At 67.4% G+C, this 20,903-nt stretch carries 21 protein-coding genes and 1 pseudogene; 12 read left to right on the top strand and 10 right to left on the bottom strand.

Features of this window, described 5'->3' with window-relative positions:
- The first annotated feature begins 129 nt into the window (after positions 1–129).
- From FV242_RS09900 to FV242_RS35395, 6 genes are all read left to right on the top strand, one after another.
- Positions 130–669 carry an SRPBCC family protein gene (locus FV242_RS09900; protein WP_246692068.1) on the top strand — a complete coding sequence of 180 codons (540 nt, stop codon included), beginning with the start codon at positions 130–132 and terminating at the stop codon, positions 667–669.
- A 14-nt stretch (positions 670–683) separates the two neighbouring features.
- Positions 684–1,853 carry a zinc-dependent alcohol dehydrogenase gene (locus FV242_RS09895; RefSeq protein WP_147908379.1) on the top strand — a complete coding sequence of 390 codons (1,170 nt, stop codon included), beginning with the start codon at positions 684–686 and terminating at the stop codon, positions 1,851–1,853.
- 203 nt (positions 1,854–2,056) lie between these two features.
- Positions 2,057–3,232 (top strand): zinc-dependent alcohol dehydrogenase, encoded by a 1,176-nt coding sequence (locus tag FV242_RS09890; RefSeq protein WP_147938794.1) that lies wholly within the window; start codon positions 2,057–2,059, stop codon positions 3,230–3,232.
- Between the two features lie 17 nt (positions 3,233–3,249).
- Entirely contained in the window at positions 3,250–3,840 is a 591-nt protein-coding gene (locus FV242_RS09885) for a hypothetical protein (RefSeq protein ID WP_147908377.1), read from the top strand.
- Positions 3,841–4,062: 222 nt separating this feature from the next.
- Positions 4,063–5,478 (top strand): PAS domain S-box protein, encoded by a 1,416-nt coding sequence (locus FV242_RS35400; RefSeq protein WP_246692655.1) that lies wholly within the window; start codon positions 4,063–4,065, stop codon positions 5,476–5,478.
- A 120-nt stretch (positions 5,479–5,598) separates the two neighbouring features.
- The gene (locus FV242_RS35395) at positions 5,599–6,258 is read left to right on the top strand and encodes a response regulator transcription factor (RefSeq protein WP_246692654.1); all 660 of its coding nucleotides are present in this window, start codon (positions 5,599–5,601) and stop codon (positions 6,256–6,258) included.
- 125 nt (positions 6,259–6,383) lie between these two features.
- Here FV242_RS35395 and FV242_RS09870 read toward each other — a convergent pair whose 3' ends face one another.
- The 3 genes from FV242_RS09870 to FV242_RS09860 form a co-directional block, all read right to left on the bottom strand.
- Positions 6,384–7,211, bottom strand: a complete 828-nt coding sequence (locus tag FV242_RS09870) for a Crp/Fnr family transcriptional regulator (protein WP_147938793.1) — start codon at positions 7,209–7,211, stop codon at positions 6,384–6,386.
- Positions 7,212–7,278: 67 nt separating this feature from the next.
- Complete coding sequence (locus tag FV242_RS09865; protein ID WP_147938792.1) at positions 7,279–8,376, bottom strand: two pore domain potassium channel family protein; 1,098 nt, start codon at positions 8,374–8,376, stop codon at positions 7,279–7,281.
- 99 nt (positions 8,377–8,475) lie between these two features.
- Positions 8,476–8,709 (bottom strand): hypothetical protein, encoded by a 234-nt coding sequence (locus tag FV242_RS09860; protein WP_147938791.1) that lies wholly within the window; start codon positions 8,707–8,709, stop codon positions 8,476–8,478.
- 239 nt (positions 8,710–8,948) lie between these two features.
- Between FV242_RS09860 and FV242_RS09855 the strand changes: the two genes are divergently transcribed.
- Complete coding sequence (locus FV242_RS09855; RefSeq protein ID WP_147908372.1) at positions 8,949–10,127, top strand: peptidoglycan-binding protein; 1,179 nt, start codon at positions 8,949–8,951, stop codon at positions 10,125–10,127.
- A gap of 237 nt (positions 10,128–10,364) precedes the next feature.
- On the opposite strand, the pseudogene FV242_RS09850 reads toward FV242_RS09855, so the two are convergent.
- Positions 10,365–10,478, bottom strand: a pseudogene (locus FV242_RS09850) (IS481 family transposase); the annotation flags it as partial.
- 81 nt (positions 10,479–10,559) lie between these two features.
- Positions 10,560–10,709: a hypothetical protein gene (locus FV242_RS34475; RefSeq protein ID WP_187278382.1), complete on the bottom strand. Its 150-nt coding sequence runs from the start codon at positions 10,707–10,709 to the stop codon at positions 10,560–10,562.
- Between the two features lie 71 nt (positions 10,710–10,780).
- Here FV242_RS34475 and FV242_RS09845 point away from each other — a divergent pair, with 71 nt between their 5' ends.
- Complete coding sequence (locus FV242_RS09845) at positions 10,781–11,077, top strand: PAS domain-containing protein (protein WP_147938790.1); 297 nt, start codon at positions 10,781–10,783, stop codon at positions 11,075–11,077.
- Here FV242_RS09845 and FV242_RS09840 read toward each other — a convergent pair.
- The 4 genes from FV242_RS09840 to FV242_RS09825 form a co-directional block, all read right to left on the bottom strand.
- Positions 11,061–12,008: a PDR/VanB family oxidoreductase gene (locus FV242_RS09840; RefSeq protein ID WP_147908370.1), complete on the bottom strand. Its 948-nt coding sequence runs from the start codon at positions 12,006–12,008 to the stop codon at positions 11,061–11,063. The genes FV242_RS09845 and FV242_RS09840 overlap by 17 nt on opposite strands.
- Positions 12,009–12,012: 4 nt before the next feature.
- Complete coding sequence (locus FV242_RS09835; RefSeq protein ID WP_147908369.1) at positions 12,013–12,582, bottom strand: MOSC domain-containing protein; 570 nt, start codon at positions 12,580–12,582, stop codon at positions 12,013–12,015.
- Complete coding sequence (locus tag FV242_RS09830) at positions 12,579–12,971, bottom strand: RidA family protein (protein ID WP_147908368.1); 393 nt, start codon at positions 12,969–12,971, stop codon at positions 12,579–12,581. Before FV242_RS09830 ends, FV242_RS09835 begins: the two co-directional genes overlap by 4 nt.
- A 95-nt stretch (positions 12,972–13,066) precedes the next feature.
- Complete coding sequence (locus FV242_RS09825) at positions 13,067–14,365, bottom strand: MFS transporter (RefSeq protein ID WP_187278389.1); 1,299 nt, start codon at positions 14,363–14,365, stop codon at positions 13,067–13,069.
- A 201-nt stretch (positions 14,366–14,566) separates the two neighbouring features.
- On the opposite strand from FV242_RS09825, the gene FV242_RS09820 reads away from it, so the two are divergent.
- Both FV242_RS09820 and FV242_RS09815 read left to right on the top strand, forming a co-directional pair.
- Positions 14,567–15,178 (top strand): helix-turn-helix domain-containing protein, encoded by a 612-nt coding sequence (locus tag FV242_RS09820; RefSeq protein WP_147908367.1) that lies wholly within the window; start codon positions 14,567–14,569, stop codon positions 15,176–15,178.
- Between the two features lie 334 nt (positions 15,179–15,512).
- On the top strand, positions 15,513–17,105 hold the full coding sequence (locus FV242_RS09815; protein ID WP_147938788.1) for an ABC transporter substrate-binding protein: 1,593 nt from the start codon (positions 15,513–15,515) through the stop codon (positions 17,103–17,105).
- An 18-nt stretch (positions 17,106–17,123) separates the two neighbouring features.
- Here the strand turns inward: FV242_RS09815 and FV242_RS09810 are convergent, their stop codons facing one another.
- Positions 17,124–18,590 (bottom strand): amidohydrolase family protein, encoded by a 1,467-nt coding sequence (locus tag FV242_RS09810; protein ID WP_147938787.1) that lies wholly within the window; start codon positions 18,588–18,590, stop codon positions 17,124–17,126.
- A gap of 295 nt (positions 18,591–18,885) precedes the next feature.
- Between FV242_RS09810 and FV242_RS09805 the strand changes: the two genes are divergently transcribed.
- Positions 18,886–19,599, top strand: a complete 714-nt coding sequence (locus tag FV242_RS09805; protein WP_147938786.1) for an aspartate/glutamate racemase family protein — start codon at positions 18,886–18,888, stop codon at positions 19,597–19,599.
- Entirely contained in the window at positions 19,581–20,900 is a 1,320-nt protein-coding gene (locus FV242_RS09800) for a dihydroorotase (RefSeq protein WP_147938785.1), read from the top strand. Before FV242_RS09805 ends, FV242_RS09800 begins: the two co-directional genes overlap by 19 nt.
- Positions 20,901–20,903: the final 3 nt, after the last annotated feature.

Genomic DNA, 20,903 nt, shown 5'->3' with positions numbered 1-20,903 from the left:
GCACGGTCCCGGCCGGACCACCACCGGCAGCACCGGCAGGATGCCCCCGATATCCGTCCAAGTTCCAGCCTCGTCGGGCTTGCCCTGGCCGCCGCCGGCGTGGCCGCCATCGGTCTGATCGGCGCTCAGATGAGCGCAACGGGTAGCCGAACCGGAAGAGGGCCGAACCGACGGTCGGCCGCGGGACATGAGCCGGAGGTCGAGCGCTCGATCACGATCGAGGGTATTCCTAAGGACGAACTCTATCGTCGCTGGCGCGATCCGGAGACCTTGCGGCGGATCATGGCGCCGTTCGCGGATGTCCAGCCCACGGGTGACGGGCGGACACGCTGGAGCGCCGGCCACGATCTCGGCTCCTGGGACATGCGCTTGGCCGACGACGAGCCCGGCGCGTTCATGCGCTGGGAGGCCCTGGACGAGGGAGCCCTGATCCGGGAGGCGTCCGTCCGCTTCCGCTCCGCTGCGGGCAACCGGGGCACGGTGGTCGTCCTGCGCGCCAGCCTCGATCCGCCCGGCGGCATGCTCGGCCGGGTCGCGACCCGGATGCTGAACGATACGGTGCCGGCGGCCCTCGCGAGCAAGTCGCTGCACTACTTCAAGGCTCTCGTTCAGACCGGAGAGATCCCCACCACCGAACGCCAGCCGGCGGCTCGGCCCGACCCGCGCTGACGAGGAGGCTCTTTATGCGTGCGCTCATCTGGAATGGCGTCAACGACCTCCGTGTCGAAACGGTCAAGGATCCCGAGATCGTCAACCCGCACGACTGCATCCTGCGGGTGACCATGTCGACCACCTGTGGCTCCGACCTGCACTTCATCGACGGCTACATCCCGACCATGAAGGCTGGCGACGTGATCGGCCACGAGTTCATGGGCGTGGTCGAGGAGGTCGGGCCCGAAGTGAAGAAGGTCAAGGCGGGCGACCGGGTCGTCGTGCCGTCCTTCATCACCTGCGGCCAGTGCTGGTACTGCAAGAACAAGCTTCATTCGCTCTGCGACAACACCCATCCCAAGCCCGAACTGCAGGAACCCCTCTTCGGGTATCCGACCGCAGGCATCTACGGCTACACCCACGCGTTCGGCGGCTATGCCGGCGCGCACGCCCAGTATGTGCGGGTCCCGTTCGCCGACAACGATTGCTTCAAGGCGCCGGACGGCCTGCCGGACGAGCAGGTGCTGTTTCTGTCGGACGCCGCCCCGACCGGCTACATGGGGGCGGATTTCTGCAACATCCGGCGCGGCGACGTGGTGGCCGTGTGGGGTTGCGGCGGCGTCGGCCTGATGGCCCAGAAGAGCGCCTTCCTAATGGGGGCCGAGCGGGTGATCGGGATCGATCGCCTGCCGGAGCGCCTGCAGATGGCCCGCGCGCATGTCGGCTCGGAGACCATCAACTACGAGGAGGTCGACAGCGTCCTCGAAGTCCTCAGGGAGATGACGGGCGGTCGGGGCCCCGACGCCTGCATCGACGCGGTCGGCATGGAGGCGCACGGGACCGGGCTGCAATACGCCTACGACCGCGCCAAGCAGCTCGCGTACATGCACACCGATCGCGGCCAGGCGCTGCGCGAGGCGATCATGGCATGCCGTAAGGGAGGCACCCTATCGATCCTGGGCGTCTACGGCGTGATGGACAAATTCCCGATCGGCGCGATCATGAACAAGGGCCTGACCGTGCGCACGGCGCAGCAACACGGCCAGGCCTACATGGGCCGGCTGCTCGACCATGCCCAGAAGGGTGAGCTGAATCCGTCGTTCCTGGCGACGCACCGTTTCTCGCTGGAGGATGCGCCGCGGGGCTACGCCATGTTCAAGCACAAGAATGACGGCTGCGTTCGCTCCGTGTTCATTCCCTGACGGAAAATCGCGGCCCCGAGGAAACCCTAAGACGTCGATCCAGTTAGAAATACAGATACACTGATATCGCGTTCGACAGGCTAAATTTCTGGCCGTGAAGCATACTGATCTAAATCGGAGCCATCATCTCCGCAGAGTCCGCAGATCAACCAGACCCTTCTGAACTGCAATGGACCTCTGCAACCAACCGGCGGGAGAACGGCATGCGAGCCCTGGTCTGGCACGGGAAGGAAGATATCCGCTGCGATACCGTCACCGATCCGGAGATCGAGGACGGGCGTGACGTCATCGTCAAGGTCACGAGCTGCGCGATCTGCGGCTCGGACCTGCATCTGTTCCACAACTTCATCCCCGCCATGCTGCCCGGCGACATCATGGGCCACGAGGCCATGGGCGAAGTCGTCGAGACCGGGCGCGGGCTCAACGGCACGCTGAAGAAGGGCGACCGGGTCGTGGTGCCGTTCACCATCGTCTGCGGTGAGTGCGACCAGTGCAAGCGCGGCTACTTCTCCGTCTGTCAGAAAAGCAACCGCAAGAAATACCTCGCTGATAAGGTCTTCGGCCACGGCACCGCCGGCCTTTTCGGGTACTCGCATCTCACCGGTGGATACCCTGGCGGTCAGGCCGAGTATCTGCGCGTTCCGTTCGCCGATGCGACCGTCCAGAAGGTGCCGGACGGCATCCCCGACGAGAAGCTGCTCTTCCTCTCGGACATCTTCCCGACCGGTTGGCAGGCGGCCGTCCAGGCCGACATCCAGCCCACCGACACCGTGGCGATCTGGGGCTGCGGGCCGGTCGGCCAGATGACGATCCGCTCCGCCGTCCTCCTGGGCGCCGAGCAGGTCATCGCTATCGATCACCTGCCGGAACGATTGGAGATGGCCGAGGCGGGGGGCGCCATCACGATCAATTTCGACGACGAGAACGTCGTCGAGCGGCTGAACGAGCTGACCGGTGGCGAGGGTCCCGAGAAGTGCATCGACTGCATCGGCATGGAGAGCCACGTCAGCCCCACCATGCCGGATACGGTCTACGACCGGGCCAAGCAGATCTTCATGGCCGAGAGCGACCGGCCGCACGTGCTGCGCGAGATGATCCATGTCTGCCGCCCCGGAGGCCTGATCTCGATCCCGGGGGTCTACGGCGGCCTGGCCGACAAGATCCCAATGGGCGCGGCGATGAACAAAGGCCTGACGTTCCGTATGGGGCAGACCCACGTCCAGCGCTGGACCGGCGATCTCCTGCGCCGGATCGAGGAGGAGCAGATCGACCCCTCCTTCGTCATCACGCACGAGGTCCCGCTCGACAAGGGGGCGGAGATGTACCGGACGTTCCGGGACAAGCAGGACAGCTGCATCAAAGTCGTTCTCAAACCCTGACACAGTGCGGAGGGAGCATGTCGAGCATCGCGAGCCTCTCGAACATCACGCGATCCGAGGGCGATCCGAAGGTCATTCGCACCGGGCCGAGTTCGCGCGGCATACCGGACAGCCTTGCCAAAGGGCTCGGGTGGTTCAGCCTCGGCCTGGGCCTCACCGAACTCCTGGCGCCGAGGCGCATCACGCAGGCCCTCGGCATGGAGGGCAAGGAGGCCTTGGTGCGTGCCTACGGGGCCCGTGAGATCGGCAGCGGCATCCTCTCGCTGTCGATCGACAAGAAGCTCGGGCTCTGGAGCCGGGTCGCCGGCGACGGTCTCGACATCGCGACCGTGATGACGGCGCTGCGGGCGGACAACCCGAAGCGCGACAACGCCGTCGTGGCATTGGCGCTGCTGCTCGGCATCACGGCGGTCGACCTGATCGACGCCCAGGCCACCACGATGCGGCACAGCCGCGGGGCGGGCCGGAAGCGATCGTACCGGGACCGCAGCGGCTTTCCGCGCGGTGTCCAGGCGTCCCGCGGTGCGGCCCGGGACTTCAAGACACCGCCTGACCTGCGGCACACGCCGCCCCTCGCTTCAGTCTCGAAGCGGACGTCTGCCGCTTGAGGCCGCGCGGGTTTCCGAGGCGATCCATCCTGTCCCCGATGTCGGAGACGGATCGCGCCGCCGGGCGACGGAGGGCCACCCAGCACGTCCTATCGCGCCTGTTCGGCTCTCAAGGAAAGCGCCCCGTCGTCGGCCAAGCAGCGCGAGGCGGCGATGCGCCGGGATACATCACCCCTGGATCATGCATCACCTCGGGATCACGGCAGGTTGGCCTCGGACGCGATGGCCGTAAATGAGTCCCGGGACCGCTCCGACGCGGTGATGGTGCCGGGGCTGGAGACCCTCCTGGCGGCGTTTGCCCGTCAGGCCCAGATGTTCATCGGTCTCGTTGACTCGCAACTCCGCCCCCTGTTCCTGAACGCGGCCGGCCGCAGGATGGTCGGACTTCAGCCCGACGACGACATCGCGATCATCCCGGTCTCGGACTTCTTCCACCCGGCCGATCGCGCCGTCGTCCGCGACGTGGCGCTGCCGGCGCTGCTGCGCGGCGGCCGTTGGGAAGGCGAGTTGCGGTTCCGGCATTTCCGCCACGGCTCCGGAATGACGGTCCGATGGCACGCATTCGCGCTCTACGACGGTGACGAGAGCTTCATCGGCGCGGCGATGATCGGCACCGACATCTCGGCCCGCAAACGCGCCGAGGCCCGGCTCCGCGCGAGCGAGGCCCGGCTGCAGGCCGCCGTAGATCTAGTCGGCCTGTCACCCTACTCCTGGGATCCGCAAACCGGCGCGCTGGATTGGGATGCGCGTGTGAAGGCCCTGTGGGGCCTCCCCCCCGACGCGCCCGTCGACAAACAGGTGTGGTTCTCCGCCATCCACCCGGACGACCGCCGGCGCGTCGAGGCGGCGGCGGCGCGCTGCGCCGACCCGAGCGGCGACGGCGTCTACCACATCAAGTATCGCGTGATCGGCCTCCGCGACGGCATCGAGCGCTGGGTCTCGACCTACGGCCGAACCGGGTTCGAGGACGGGCGGCCGGCGTCGTTCGTCGGCGTCGTCGTGGAGATCACCGCACAGGTGCGTGCCGAGGCGGCGTTGCGCGAGAGCGAGCATCGTCTCTCGGCGACGCTGGCCCAGTTGCCGATCGGGGTCGGTCTGGCCGACCCGAACGGGAGCATCGCGCTGGCGAACACGGCGCTCAATCGCTACGCACTCGAACGGATTCCCTCGTTGGAGGCGCAGTCGAACAAGCGCTGGCAGGCGTACGCCCCAGACGGGCGACGGCTGCCCCCTGCCGAGTATCCGGGGGCCCGGGCCCTCCGGGGCGAAACGGTCGTCCCGGGCATCGACTTCATTTTCACCCATCCCGACGGTCGGGAGTGTTGGACGCGCGTGAGTGCCGCCCCGTTTCACAACGTCGACCGCGAGATCAACGGTGCCATCGTGGTGGTGCAGGACGTCGATCGGGAGAAGCGGGCCGAGGCGGCCCTGCGGGAGAGCGAGGAGCGCTTCCGTCGCTTCGCCGAGCATTCGACGAACGTGCTCTGGCTCGCCGACCTGGAGAGCGGACAACTCGATGTCCTCAGCCCGGCCTTCCGGCAGGTGTGGGGTATGGACCCGGCGGACATGCCGGATGTCGCGGGCTGGCTCGCCAGCGTCCACCCGGAGGACCGCGACGCCGCATCGCGGGCGCTTTAGCGGGTCGGCGGCGGCGAGACCCTGGTCCTGAAGTACCGGATCCTGCGCGCCGCGGACCACACGGTACGCCGCATCCGTGACACCTTCTTCCCGATCCCGGCGCTCGATGGGCACATCCGATTGGTCGGCGGGATCGCGCAGGACGTCACCACCGATACCGACCTGCGGGCCTACGTGATCGCGACGGGAAACGACGCCAGGCGTGGCCTCGTCGGCGCCCTGGAGGCCGCCGGTTACGAAGTGCAGGCCTTTGCGAGCGGACGGGCCTTCCTCACCGTGGCGGGCTCGCTGATGCCGGGCTGCGTCGTGCTCGAATTCGAGGAGGCCGGCGACCTGGTCGTCGCAAGCGAGCTGAAGGCGGCACGTACGCACCTGCCCGTGGTGGCAATCGGTGCGAGCAGGGGCGACGTCGGCTTCGGGGTCCGCGTCATGAAGGCGGGCGCAGTCGATTTCCTCGAAGACCCCTGGACGCCGGAAGCGCTGCTGTTCGCCGTCAAGACTGCCCTGGCCGAGATCCGCGACGTCGCGGAGCAAACACGCGCGCGCGACGAGTCGCGCGGGCGGATCGCGGCCCTGTCGGCACGCGAGCGTGCGGTGCTGGAGGGATTGCTGGCGGGCGGCACGAACAAGACCATCGCGCGCACGCTGGGCCTAAGTCCGCGGACGGTGGAGATCCACCGTGCCCGGGTCATGGAAGCCCTCGGGGCTCGCACCCTGCCGGAGGCGGTCCTGATCGCGACCGTGGCCGGCGTCTGTCCCGCCGTTCAGGACGGCGTCTAGAACAGCGTTCCGAAAGGTGTCCGCCGGCTTTCGGAAAGAGGGGATGCGGATCAGGGGGCTCGCGCATCGTGCCGGTTCCGATATCCGGCACGATGCGCTCGGCCGCGGCGCCGGCGCCCGGCCCTCTAATAGGGGTCGCCGGAGACGGCCGGCGAACGCGAGAGGTACCCAGCCTCAAACTCTGCGAGCTGACGCAGCCGACGCGGCGCGAGGATGCGCAGGCGGCGTTTGCGCAGCGAGATGAACCCGTCGCGCCGCAGGGTCTGCAACACGCGGTTCACGTGCACGCTCGACAGGCCGAGCGCGTCGGCGAGATCCGCCTGTGTCAGCGGCAGATCGTACTGCCCGTCCGCGGTCTGGCCGATCGCGCCCAGCCGTTCCAGCAGCTCGCACAGGAGATGGGCCATGCGTTCAGGGCCCGAGCGCATGCCGAGGTTGACCAGCCACGCGCGCGCCATCGCCTCCTCCGCGAGCCTTGCGCGCTGTAGCGCCAGAGCGATGCGGGGATGCCGGCCGAGCAGGTCCATGTAGGGGACGCGCGGGACCTTGGCGACCCGACAGGGCGTGAGCGCCTCGATCGCGTGGTCGAGCGGGTAGCCCTGGAGGGCGCCGCGGTCGCAAAGATCACCGGGCACCAGATAGGCCAGGATCTGGCGACGACCCGACATCCGGCACTTATGACGGTTGGCGAACCCAGCAAGGACGATCAGCGCGTGGTCGGCCACGCGTCCCTGTTCCACCAGAACCGTGTGCCGCGCGACCGGCCGGACATAGTCGGTCCAGCCCTGAAGGGCCGCACGATCCTCCTCCGTCAGCGGCGCAAAGCTGTCGAGCTTGCGGGCCAGCGCACAGACGGCGCCGCCCCCCTCCCGGGCCGGAGCCGAAAGCCGCGGCACGCGAGCGGCCCCGGCGACGGAAACATCCGTCACGGTGATCAGGGCGCGTGTCTCCATCGGGCTTCCTCCGGGATCGTTGCCGCATTCTCCCGCCGTCGCGGAGTGCGGGCATCCGGTTGGTCCCTTAGGAGCCCTCCGGTCCGCCCGCTGCGATATCTTCGCTCCGGTAGGCCATCGCGGGGGCGAGCCGCGCGATGTGCGGGGACCATTGCGCGCGCAGGTCGAGATAGGCTTGCACGGCTGCGTCATCCCGCACGACCGCGATCCCCGCCTCGGCGAGCCGGGATGCGGCTCTGTCCGAATGGGCGCGCCACCGCTGCCGCGCCTCGGGATCGGCCGCCAGCGCCCGCGGCGGAGCCCCCGCCAGGAAGGCCGTTTCCAGCGTGACGACCAGCCTGTGAGCCACCCGCCAGAGTGCTTCGACCGCCGCCGCCTCCCTCAGCAACGCCGCCTCCTCGCCCGCAAGTGTGCTGCGGATCAGCGACGCCGTATCGAGTGCGAGGTGAGCCTGCGCCGAGACCGAGTAGTACGGCTGCTGGAATCGGAAGTAGAACAACACCGGGTAGAAGTGATGCGCTTCCTTCATCTCGGCCATCGCGTCGCACAGCGAGACCAGATGGCTGTACCCAGCGCTGAACTGCCCACAAGGCCCAAGCCGCGCCAGCAACTCACCCGCGTCGGACGTCTCCCCCGAGAGGACGTGGAGCTGCAGCCCGAGTGCGTTGCGCCGCAGGAGGGCGCCGTAGACCTGCATGACGTAGGTCAGAACCAGCGAGGTCACGGACATCCCGATCAGCGAGTTCGCCAGGTAGACGACGCGGTAGGCGTCGTTCGTCGGCTTGAAGTCGCTGGCACCGACGATCGCCATGCTGCTGCCCCCGGCATAGAGCGCGGTGAGGAAATCCGTGGGTGTGGGGCCGTTGCTCGCCTGCACGCCCGTGCCGAGGCCTGGATGGATGATCAGCGCCGCGCCGAGGGTCAGGCCGCCAGCCCAGAGCAGGACGTAGAGCAGAAGGATGACTGGTCCGCAGAACGACAGCACCGTACCGCGTCGTGAGCCGGCTGCCTCAGCAGCGCGGCGGAAGGCAATCCAGGTGAGATGCGCGGCACGCTCGGCGAGCAGCCCGGTCCCGATGCGCGCGTACAGGACGGTGAGGAACACGTCGGAGAGGACGATCCCCATGACCAGGGCACCGGACGCGCCTTCGAGGGCGGACAGCATGGGCAGGCTTCCACGTGGCTTCCGGCGCCGCTCGCACCGCTCTCGGCGCGAACCGGCGGTTGCCGCCTCCGTTCCTGCGATATGTCCGTAGGACGATCCCTATCGTTCCTCCACGGATGGCCGCGCATCCAGGCCCGATCTCGCCGCTCGATCGGTCCGGTGGGCGGCCTGGGTGTCCAACCGATAGTGCCGGTCGACGGCGGTCCAGAACGCGATCCTCATCTCGGGACCCCGGCGATCGAGCACCGCTTCGATCACCGCGATGGCTTCGCGCGCACAGATGACAGGGTCGTCTGGTTCGTATCGATCGTCCTGCGGAACAACATCGGTCACGGCGGCACTCCGGGTCGGCGGGCAGCCGAGACACCCGCGTGGGCGCGAAAATGGCCCCGCACATCGCGCAGGGCGATCCGGGCATATCCGTAGGTTGGACGCGGTGCCTGTCCGCCCGCGCTGCAAGTCCTCTCCACGCCTCGGAAACCGTGCAACCAGGAGGTGTCCTGAGGGATCGTCCGTAGGAAACGGGTGCTGGCCGTGCCGGTTCGCCCCTACGTCACCAACAGGAGGTGTTCATGAAACTGAGGCATATCTTCCTCGCGAGCACGGTGCTCGTCGCATTGACCGGTGGTTACGCACAGGCTCAGCAATCGGCTGTCAGCAACCAGCGTGTGACCCAGGACCAATCGGACGGGCAAGGCACTCAGATCTTCGTCAGCTCGGCGGGCGTGCGGCAGATCCAGCAGGCGTTGACCCAGAAGGGCTACAGCACGGGCAACGTGGACGGCCGTTGGAACTCGCAGACTGCGGCAGCGGCGCGCAGCTTCCAGCAGGCGCAGAACATGGAGCCGACCGGCACGCTCACCATCCCGCTGGTCTACGGTCTTGGTCTCGAGCAGGACATCATCTCGGGCAATCGCGGCGGAAAGGCCGGGGACCAAGCGCGCGACCAGGGGACGAAGCAGGCCGACAACCAGCGCGTCGTCGTCGAGCGCGCGGATAGCCGCGGCACGCCCCTCTATGTCAGCCCCGCGGGAGTCAGGCAGATCCAGCAGGCCCTGAACCAGCAGGGGTGGAATACCGGACAGGTGGATGGACGCTGGGGACCCGCGACCGTGCAGGCCGCGCGCAGCTACCAGCAGGTGCACGGGCTCGAGCCGTCGGGACGGCTGGAGGTTGGCCTGATCTCCGCACTCGGTCTAACCGATCCGATCTTCTCGGCCGGGCACGGCACAGGCCCGCAGGCTGCCAACGTGGCACGACCGCAGCCGACGCAGGCGAGCGGGTCGGGCGGCGACCGGCAGGTCGACAACCAGCGCATCGCCGTGGAGCGCACCGATACCCCCGGCGAACCGCTTTGGATGAATGCCGACGCAGTGCGCCAAATCCAGCAGGTGCTGAACCAGCGGGGCTATGCGGCCGGTCATCTCGACGGCAGCTGGAACAACGACACGACGATCGCGGCGACTCACTTCCAGCAGGCGCAGGGTCTCGAGCCGACCGGCACGTTGACCACCAACCTGCTAGCCTCGGTCGGCATGTCACGCTGGCAGCGGGGCGAGTTGCTGGGCGGCATGACGGCCCAGGCGAACGCGCCGGGCAATCCGAACCCACAGACGACCGGCTCCTTCAACCAAGCTGGGAATGCGGGCTCTGCCGCAACGAGCGCCGCGGGATCCGGCGACTCCGCGAAGTCCAATGCGCAAAGCGACCAGAATGGCAGCGATGCGCAGGGGACGTCGGGCGCGCGGTAGAGCGCTCGCCCGCCGAATTGGAGACCGGTTCGGCGTCGGCGAGCGCGTTGCATCAAGAACTGAGAGCCATTCCCGATTGCAACGCGAGCGGGGACGGCTCTAGCCCAGCTCAGGCGGCGGACCTTGTGCTCGTCGCCACGTCGGTCGCCTGTCCGGCCTCCGAGCCGGGCGGGCGGTCGGTCCGAGGCTGGAGATCCCCGCTGCCAACGCAAGATTCTAGGCCAAGTGGCGGCAGCGGAGGCCGCGCAAGGTCTTCAGGCGGCGTACGAAGTTGTAGGCGCTGACGAAGTTGGCCAAGTGCCCACGGAGTTGCCCGTGGCGGTCGTCGTTGTAGCGCTTGACCGTTGCGTCCCCCGCCTTCGCGAGGGCAAGCACTCGATCGGCCGTTCATCCGCTTTACCTAACCGTTCGTCGAGGCGAGGCGCTGTTTGATCAGCCGCGGTCGATACCGTTGCGAGCGCAGGCAAGTTCGAAGCTATGGGCCCAGAATATCTCGGCGGCTGCGATCGCCGCCATGATGATGGAATTGGCCAGAGCGACGTTGCAGAGAGTGGTGAACTGGGTGCCGTTGTCGGTGAGCACCGTGTGCACATCCTTAATGGCGGAGGAAGTTGCCTGCGACCCGCCGCCCTGGATGATCCGCAGCGGCGCGGATGAGCTGGGACCGCTCCATCGCGACCGGCGAGCAATACGAGGTCGAGTTGGGCATTCGTAGCGCCGATGACGCCCATCGCTGGTTTCTGGCGCAACCGCAGACGGTCAGGGATGCGGCTGGGGCTGTGACCCAATGGGGCTGCACCGACACCCATATCGACGACCGGCGCCCCCAAGCGAAGGAGGAAGCCGTCCACTTTTTCGGCGGCTTTGCTTCAAAGCAGCCATTCTGCTTTCGGCCAGCATCGGACATGGAAAGTCTTGAGCTTCAGCTGCCTGTCAGAGTTCGAGCGTGACCTTCGTGCGGGCGCGGGAGACGCAAGGCATCATCCGGTCCTGACGTTTGGCGACTGGCAGCACCACATCGCGGTGGATGACGGTACCGTCCCGGTAGCCGCACTCGCAGGACCCGCACACGCCCATCTCGCAGGACGAGGGCATCGCGAAGCCGCGCTGGCGCAACACGTCGAGCAGTGAGACATCGGCCGGGACGTGGACGACCGCTCCAGTCGAGGCGATCAGTGCGTCGAAGGGTTCGGGTTTGTAGTTCTCGTCTGCCATTGGCACGAAGTGCTCGACATGCACCCGCTCCGCCGGCCATCCGGCGGCAGTCAGTCCGGTCTGCACCGCGTCGGTGAGCCGCTGAGGCCCGCAGGCGTAGACGTGGATGCGCTCGTCCGGAGATCCGAGTATTGCGGGCCCGAAGCGCGAGCCTTCCGCGGAGAACCAGCAGCGGAGCCGGTCGCCGCAGAGGGCCAGCAACTCGGGTAGCAGTGGCGCTTGCTCGGCAGAGCGTGCGCAAAAGTGGAGGGTGAAGTCTGCACCGGTCGAAGCGAGGCGCCGGGCCATGGCGGCGAGCGGCGTCACGCCGATTCCGCCGCCGATCAGCAGATGACGCTGCGCGTCGGCGGCGAGCCCGAAGTTGTTGCGCGGCTGCGAGACGTGCGCGACGGCGCCCGCAACCAAGTTGTTATGCGTCCACAGCGAGCCGCCGCGACCGGCATCCTCACGCTTGATCGCCAGAACGTATCGGCCACGGTCGGCTGGATCGCCACAGAGCGAATACTGGCGCGTGCGGCCATCCGGTAGGCGCAGGTCGACATGCGCACCGGGCTCCCATGACGGAAGTTCGGGACGCTGAGGGTGGACGAGCGTCAGGCGCAGCACCTCCGGTGTGGTGGCGACTGCCTCTACGACCTTCAACTTCATGACGATGCGAGCGGACACCGGCTCAATCCACCAGCGAGATCGGGTCGCCCGGGCGGATGATCCCGCCACGCTCGATCCCACAGTTCAGGCCCGAGCGGTTGTAGAGCGGCAGGTAGACCGGCGATCCGAGTAGTTCCTCCAGGTACTTGCAAGGAAAATTGAGACGACCGCCGCGCAGGATCACCTCACCCACTTGGAAGCGACGTCCCACAAGGTGATTGAGCGGTACGCCAAGCACCGTGAGGTTCCTACGGTGATCGATGGGCGCGAGGTTGATCGGGCCGCCCTGGAGAGGCGGATCGTTCCGCGCGAGGGCTTCGAGCACCTCCTGCTCAATGAGGGTGATCTCGCGGGTATCCGGCTTGGGCGAGTAGGTACCCGTCCCGAGGAAGTAGCGGTCACCTTCGATGCCGCGGCCGGCAACGCAGTGGGCCTCGTCCAATTCCTCCATCTCGTAGCTGGCTGCCGGCGCGATGTGAATGTTGAGCAGCGTGCCCTGCCAACCGGTCGCGCCGCCGGGCACGCCGATAGCTAACGAGCCGGCCGCATGCACGAAGGCCTCGACGTGGCGGGGGGCGGAAGTCTCGCTCATCGTGCCGGTCCCGTCGCCAGCGCGATCGCCTCGACCTCGACCAGCGCATCGCGGGGCAGACGCGCAACCTCGACGGTCGAACGCGCTGGTGCATCGCTGGGGAAGTGCTCGGCGTAGACGGCATTCATCGCGGCAAAGTCGTTCATGTCCTTCAGGAAGACGGTGGTCTTTGCCACGCTCCCGAGGCTGGCGCCCCCGGCCTCCAGCACGGCCGCAAGGTTCGAAAGTGAGCGGCGAGTTTGCGCTTCGATGCCTTCTGGGAACGCCCCGGTGGCCGGGTCGATCGGTAACTGCCCGGAAGCGAACACGAGGTCGCCGACGCGGGTCGCCTGCGCGTAGGGGCCGACGGCCGGGGCCGCATCCTTCGTGGCGATGATGGTCCTATCCAAGTCCGTCTCCCCGTCTTGTGATCGCTTTCATCACTATTCCATCACAGTGGATATTCGTCCACTGCCTGGTCTGAATTTAGGCGCCGCGGAGCCGTTCAGTCTATCTGCCGGCGGGCAGTCTCTGGCGCTGCGAACGTCGCCACGAGGGTGATGCATGCGAGCACGATGAGGTAGACCGAGATCGGCCACGTCGCCCCGCCGCTCCAGGCAAGCAGGGCTGAGGCGATAAGTGGCGTGAAGCCGCCGCTCAGTGCCGCGCCGACTTGGAAGCCAAGCGAGGCGCCGGTGTAGCGCAAGCGGGCATCGAACAGTTCGGACATCCACGCGGCCCCGGTCCCGAACATGATGCCCTGTCCAAAGCTCAGCGCCACCGCGACGGTCAGCGTGATGATCGTCGGGTCGCGCGTGTCGAGGAGCTTGAACATCGGGAAGGCGAAGGCGACCGAGAACAGGCAGGCCGCGATGAACAACGTTTTGCGTCCGTAGCGGTCGGACAGCCAGCCGAAGACGGGGATCGTGAAGAGTTCGATGACGGCGGCGACCAGGATGCCGTTGAGGATCACACTCCGTGACAGTCCGAGCTGGCCCGTGACGTACGAGATCGAAAAGACCGTCACGACGCTCACATACGCGATCTCTGAGACCTTCAGGCCGACGGCCTTCAGGAACATGCCGGGATGTTCGGTAAGGATCTCCATAACCGGCAACCGTGCCGTCACCGCGCGCGCTTTGATCCGCCTGAACGCCGGCGTCTCGTGAAGCCGCAGGCGGATGAACAGGCCGACCCCCACGAGGAGCGCGCTCGCCAGGAACGGAACACGCCAGCCCCAAGACAGGAACGCTGCCTCGGGCATCAGCCCTGTCAGCGCGAACGCGCCGATCGAGAGGATCACGCCGATCGGGTACCCGAGCTGGACGATGCTCCCGAAGAACCCGCGCCGTTCCGCCGGCACGCTTTCTACCACCATCAGTACGGCTCCGCCCCACTCGCCGCCGATTCCGATGCCCTGGACGAGGCGCAATGCTACCAAGAGGATAGGCGCGAGGATGCCGATCTGCCCATAGGTCGGCAGGCACCCGATCAGAAAGGTGCCGAGACCCATGATCATCAGGGTTAGCGACAGCATGGCCTTGCGACCGATCCTGTCGCCGAAATGGCCGAAGACGGCCCCGCCCAGTGGACGGGCTAGGAACCCGACGGCGTAAGAGCCGAACGCCGCGATCGTGCCGACTACCGGGTCGATGCTGGGGAAGAACAGCTTGTTAAAGACGAGAGCGCTGGCTGTGCCGTAGATCAGGAAATCGTACCACTCGACGGTGGTGCCGATGACGCTTGACCAGACGATTTGGCGCCGTTCTGCGATCGTGACCACGCCGCGCTCGGCGTTCCGCATCGCATCCGACGGCATCGTGGCATCGACCATGGGTGGGCATCCACTTTCAGAGATGAATTTCCACTCATAGCAATACAAGCCGCGTGCCAATCCTGGTGGGCGGTGGTCCGGGCGCGACCACGCCGCCTGTGCTAAGCACCGGTCGATCAGCCCCCAGCGCTCAGGGACGAGGAATGGCCGGGGGACTAGGACGAGACACAGATGACGGTGACGACAGAGGTGCGGCGAGTCCGGATCGAAGCAGAGGCTCGCTCCCAGATCCAGGTGCTTGCTGACGAGATCCGACGCAGACGCAGGGAGCGGGATCTCTCCCTCGAGGCACTGGCGTCCCTGTCTGGGGTAAGCCGCTCGATGATCTCCAAGATCGAGCGCGGAGAAGCCGCGCCTTCGACAGTGGTGCTTTCACGCCTCGCTGAGGCGCTGGGTGTAACCTTCTCCAGGCTGATGTCACCCGCCACCGAAGTTGAGGTGCTGCTGATCCCGGCGTCCCGCCAGCCTGTGCTGCGCGATGAAGCTTCGGGCTTCCTACGCCGCTGCCTTTCTCCGGTGCTGCCCGGGCGAGGGATCGATTGGGTGCTCAACACGCTCCCGCCAGGCGCAACCACGGGAGAGTTCGTCGCCCACCGCCGCGGCGTGTCGGAATACATCTTCGTACTGAAGGGGCGCCTGCGCGCCACGATCGGCGACCGCGCGGTCGTGGTCGAAGAGGGCGACAGTTTGTATTTTGAGGCAGATGCCGGGCACACCTTCACCAATTTGGGCGCGGAGGCGTGCCAGTACTTCCTGGTGATCGACGCTACGCGTCTGCGCTGACTCTCGCCCGCGAGGGTGCTCCTCGCTCGGCCGGCTCAAAGGCAGTCAGCGTAAAATCAGCTAGATCTGGCCAGCCGCTTCGCGCCCTTCCCAGTCATGCGCAAAATCGTAGCTCTTTCCCGGAAGCGGACTTGTTGTGCCGATCCAACTCGGTCGTTCAGCAGAGTGGCACTGGTCGCTGAAGCGGATAGATGAGTCGAACTCCGCAGGGCTTTCTCCCCCGACTAGGCCGCGGCCTCGTTCCTGCAAGCCGGGGTGCGACGGGTTCGGTGTGCGTTCCGGATCAGCGCTGGCAGTCGAGCGAATACCGCCCAAGCAGAGTGAGAGTTGCCCGATGAAAAGGCGTACACTGTTGCAGGGAGCCGGGGCTTTCGTGGCCAATGCGATCGGGGCGCCAGCCCTAGTCCGTGCCGAGGCCGCCACGACCCTACGCTTCATCCCACAGCAAGATCTCGTCACACTCGATCCGGTTACGACCTTCGCGTACATTACCCGCAATCACGGCTACATGGTCTTCGATACCCTCTACGGCATGGACGGAAACTACCGCGCCACGCCGCAAATGGTTGAGGGCCACCGCGTCGAGCAGGATGGGCGTCGCTGGGACCTGACACTGCGCGAAGGCCTGCGCTTCCACGACGGGACCTCCGTTCTCGCTCGCGACTGCGTTGCCTCCCTGCGGCGCTGGGCCAAGCGCGACCCGTTCGGCGGCTCACTCATGGAGGCCACCGACGAACTGTCGGCGGCCGATGACCGGACCATCCGGTTTCGGCTCAAGCGCGCGTTTCCACTTCTGCCGATCGCTCTGGGCAAGGCTTCCGTGCCGCTCTGCGCCATGATGCCGGAGCGCCTTGCTGTCACCGACCCGTTCCAGCAGGTGCCGGAGCTGATCGGCTCCGGGCCGTTCCGTTTCAAGGCGGACGAGCGTGTGCCCGGCGACCGCGCAGTCTACACCCGCTTTGAGGGCTACGTGCCACGCAAGGACGGCGCGCCCACTTGGACCTCCGGGCCGAAAGTCGTCCATTATGACCGAGTTGAGTGGCGCGTGATCGGCGATACCTCCACGGCCACCTCGGCGCTGATCGCCGGCGAGGCCGACTGGCAGGAATACGCCTCTCACGATCAGCTGGGTCTCTTGAAGGCGGCCAGGGGCGTGACCACCCGCGTCCTCGATTCGACTGGCTTCGTGACGATGTTGCGAGTCAACCACCTGCAGCCGCCGTTCAACAATCCGGCCATCCGGCGGGCCCTCTGGGGTGGGATCGACCAGACGTCCTGCATGCAGGGGGTTGTGGGCGCGGATGATCCCAGCCTGTTCCACGTACCCCTCGGATTCTTCTGTCCGGACACACCGATGGCCTCGACCGATGGGCTCGGGCCGCTCACGGAGCCACGCGATCCGAACAGGGTGCGCGCCGACCTCAAAGCTGCCGGCTATACCGGAGAGACCGTGTTGCTAATGGTGCCGTCGAACTCGGCGCCTCTCCTGGCGCTCGGCCAAGTCGCAGCCGACCTGCTCCAGCGCGTCGGCATGAATGTCGAGGTCTACGCAGTCGAGTTCAATGCAATGCTACAGCGGCGCAACCGCAAGGGGCCGGTCTCCGAGGGCGGCTGGAGCGCCTTCGTGACCAACTGGTCGGGGATGGATTGGCTGAACCCCGCCGGCTACATCGCCCTGCGCGGCACCGGCGAGACCGGTTATGCCGGCTGGGCTACGACTCCGCGGATCGAGGCCCTGCGTGACGCATGGTTCACCGCACCGGACGAGGCGGCCCGCTCCGCGGTCTGCCGGGACATCCAGCTTCAAGCGATGCAGGACGTGCCCTACTACCCTCTGGGCCAGTACTTGCAGCCGACTGCCTACCGGTCCAGCCTCACCGGCATCCTCGACGGGTTCCCATCATTCTGGAATGTGCGGCCTGCCTGAGGGGCGGGCCGCTACGCCTTACAACCCCGGGAAGGTCGGTGGCGCGATGGCATCGGCGCCGCGGCCCGCCCAGTCGAGCTGCCGGATCTGCGCCAGTGCCCGGACCTGCGCCTCCTCCAGGGCGGCGGCGGAGGCTGCGTAATCGACCAACAGGGCGCGACCGTCGCGGACGATCTCGCGGCCACCGACGAAGACCTGCCGGACCGCGCGATCGCCGGCCGAGTACATCAGGGACTGCACGGGGTCCCGGCACGGTCGCATGGCGGGATGCGCGCAATCGACGAGCACGAAATCGGCCTTGCAGCCCGGCGCGAGCCGGCCAATATCGCCGCGTCCGAGCGCCTTGGCGCCTCCCACGGTTGCGGCGTGGAACACGTCTGCCGCCCGGGTGTCGCGCGGATTCTGGGCTACGACCCGGGCGAGGTACGAGACGAGGCGCATCTCGTCGAGCATGTTGTGCGGGTAGACGTCGGTGCCGATGCCCATGTTGACGCCGGCCTGCAGATATCGGCCGAAATCGTTTAGCGCGATGCCGCGGCGGGCGAAGACGGTCGGACAATGGGCGACCGTGGCACCGCGCTGGGCCATGCGCCGCAGGTCCGTGCCGGGGCTGTGCCAGTGGGTCCAGGGATGGTCGTCCAGAAAGATCCCGTGGCCCACGATGGTGCGCTCAGTCAGCACGCCGAGATCGTCGAGCCATTCGATAGGCGTCATCCCGGTGCGGCGGGTGATCTCGTGGAACTCTGACAGGGACTGCGCCGCGTGGGTGTGGAAACGCAGGTCGCGCCGGACCGCCTCGTCATGGGCATCTCGAAGCAGCGCCGCCGTGCAGGTGTCGACCTGAGCCGGACAGAGCATGCCGAACAGGCGCCCGCTCGCGTGCCGTTGCGCCGCGGTGATCTCGGCGAGCGCCTGCTCCAGGCCGCGATAGCCCGCGGCCTCATCCCATTCGTACTCCACGCTGTGGCCGTTCCTCGTCAGCCAGCGGCCGGACCGGAACATCGGGGCGATGCAGACCCGAAGGCCTGAGGCACCGAGAAGGTCGAGCCAGCCGTCGCTCGGCAGGGCGAGATCGCAGACGGTGGTGACGCCGGAGAGGGCAAGTTCGGCGAGCGCCACCCCGTAGGCGGCCCGCGTCCCCTCCGCGTCGGGCCGCAGGATCGGCAGATACTCGTAGAGCGAGGTGTTGTAGAGGCGCTGGCTGCCGACCTCGTCCCACATGCCCTTGTTCATCGGCTCCGAGAACAGGTGCGTGTGGATGTCGACGAGCCCTGGCATGACCAGGCAGCCGGAGGCGTCGATGGTTCGGTCCGGCGGCGGCCCCGTATAGCCCGGGCCGACATGCGTGAGGACGCCGTCCGCGAAGACAACATCAGCGCCGGTCTGGTAGACGTGACCGCCGCTGTCCGGGTCCCAGGCGACGACCCACCGGGCCCCCGTCACCAGGGTGACGTCCACAGCCCCGTCCGCAGCATCGTCGTGCATCGATCACCTCTTCCTCAGGTCGAGGGGGCGGGCAAGATCGGTGCCTATTCGGTTGCACCGAGGGGTTTGCGGCCCGGGTTTCGCTAGGTCGTCTTGAACAACGGCGTGTCGGTCTACCGGGCAGCTGTACGCACCAGCACGAGGCGGCCTCAGGACGCCCACATATCCCCAGGAGGCCGTTCAACTCACAGCCTCTCAGGGTGAGGTTGGAAGTGGGATTGGCCCGCGCAACGCCGTTGCCGACGGGGCGAGGCCCGAATGCGCTGTGAAATTCGGTGTTCGGAAGGACGGCAGCATGCACCAGCGCGATACCACCGAGCCCGCACGGATCCTGGTCATCAACCCGAACTCGTCCCAGGCCGTGACCGCCGCCATCGACGCGGCGCTCGACCCGCTGCGCTTGGCCGGCGGCCCCGCCATCGCGGTGACGGACCTGCCCGATGGGCCGGCGAGCATCGCGTCCCAGCAGGACGCCGATTCCGTCGTGATGCCGCTCGCCCGGCGCATCGCAGCGGACGGGGCGGACGCCTTCGTGATCGCCTGCTTCAGCGACCCGGGCCTGCACACGGCCCGCGAGGTCGCCAGGGGCCGGCCCGTGATGGGCATCGCCGAATGGGGCATCCTCCGGTCGCTCACCCTCGGCGAGCGCTTCGGCATCGTCGCCCTATCGGAGGGCAGCGTGCGGCGCCAGCGCCGGATGGTCCGCCAGATGGGCCTCGGCGAACGCTATGCCGGCAGTCGGCCGGTGGAGGCGCGGGCGGACGAGACGGCCGGCGAGGCGATCCGCGACCGCCTGATCGCGGCGGCCCGCATGCTGATCGCGCGCGACGGCGCCGACGTGATCGTCCTCGGCTGCGCCGGCATGGCGCCGCACCAGAGCGCAATCGAGGACGCGGTCGGGTGCGCGGTCGTCGAGCCCTGTCAGCAGGCGGTGGCGGCAGCCCTCGGGGCCGTTCTGCTCGAGACCGCCTCCTTCGGAAGGACCCGGCGATGCACTACGACCTCCTGATCCGCGGCGGCACCTGCGTCACGCCTTGGGGGACCGAGGGGATCGATCTCGGCGTCCGCGCCGGGCGGATCGCGGATCTCGGTGTGCCGATCGGCGCGACCGCGGATACGGTGATCGACGCGGTAGGCCTGCACGTCCTGCCCGGCCTGATCGACAGCCACGTCCACCTGCGTGATCCCGGCGACCCAGCCGTGGAAACGATCGAGACCGGCACGCGGGCCGCGATCCTCGGCGGGATCGCCACCCTGTTCGACATGCCCAACACGGTTCCGCCAATCGCCGATACCGAGCGCTTGACGTGGAAGCGCGGCTACGTGGCGGGTCGTAGCTGGTGCGATATCGGCCTGTACGTGGCGGGCGCCAAGACCAACATCGACAGGTTGGCGGCGCTGGAACGCGAGCCAGGGGTCTGCGCCGTGAAGGTGTTTGCGGGCAGCTCCACGGCGGCGCTGATGATTGAGGACGACGCCCATCTCGAGCGGGCCATGCGAGCCGGCCACCGGCGCATGGCCTTCCACAGCGAGGACGAGTTCCGGTTGCAGGCGCGCAAGCCGTTATTCGCCCGGGGGCAGCCGTACCGGACCCACATGGAATGGCGCGACGAGGAATGCGCCTTCCTAGGGACCCAGCGCCTGATGGCCCTGGCCCGCAGGACCGGCCGGGCGACGCACATCCTCCACGTCTCGACCGCCGAGGAACTCGAATACCTGCGCGATTTCCGCGACGTCGCGACCGTCGAGGTTCTGGTCAACCACCTGACCCAGGTGGCGCCCGACTGCTACGATACGCTTGGCGGGCTCGCGGTGATGAACCCACCGATCCGCGGCGAGCGGCATCGAGCAGCCGCATGGGCTGCCGTGCGCAACGGGACTGTCGATACGATCGGCAGCGACCACGCGCCTCATGCCCGGGCAGCCAAGGAGCAGCCCTGGCCCGATTGTCCGGCCGGCCTCACGGGGGTTCAGACCCTGGTCCCGGTCATGCTCGATCATGTCGCAGCCGGGCGCCTGTCGCTGGCGCGCCTCGTGGACCTGATGGCGGCCGGTCCGGCTCGTGTCTACGGCCTGCTCGGCAAGGGGAGAATCTCAGTCGGATACGACGCGGATTTTACCCTGGTGGATCTGAAGGCGCGTCGCACAATCGAGGACTCTTGGATCGCGTCGCCCTGCGGTTGGACTCCGTTTGCGGGACTACGCGTGACCGGATGGCCGGTTGCCACCGTTGTCCGGGGCAGATCCGTCATGCGTGATGACGAGGTCTTGGGCGATCCGGTCGGGCGCCTGGCGCGCTTCTCCGGCTGAGCC

The sequence above is a fragment of the Methylobacterium sp. WL64 genome (assembly GCF_008039945.1).
GTDB lineage: Bacteria > Pseudomonadota > Alphaproteobacteria > Rhizobiales > Beijerinckiaceae > Methylobacterium.
This window is presented reverse-complemented; position numbering and strand designations above follow the sequence as displayed.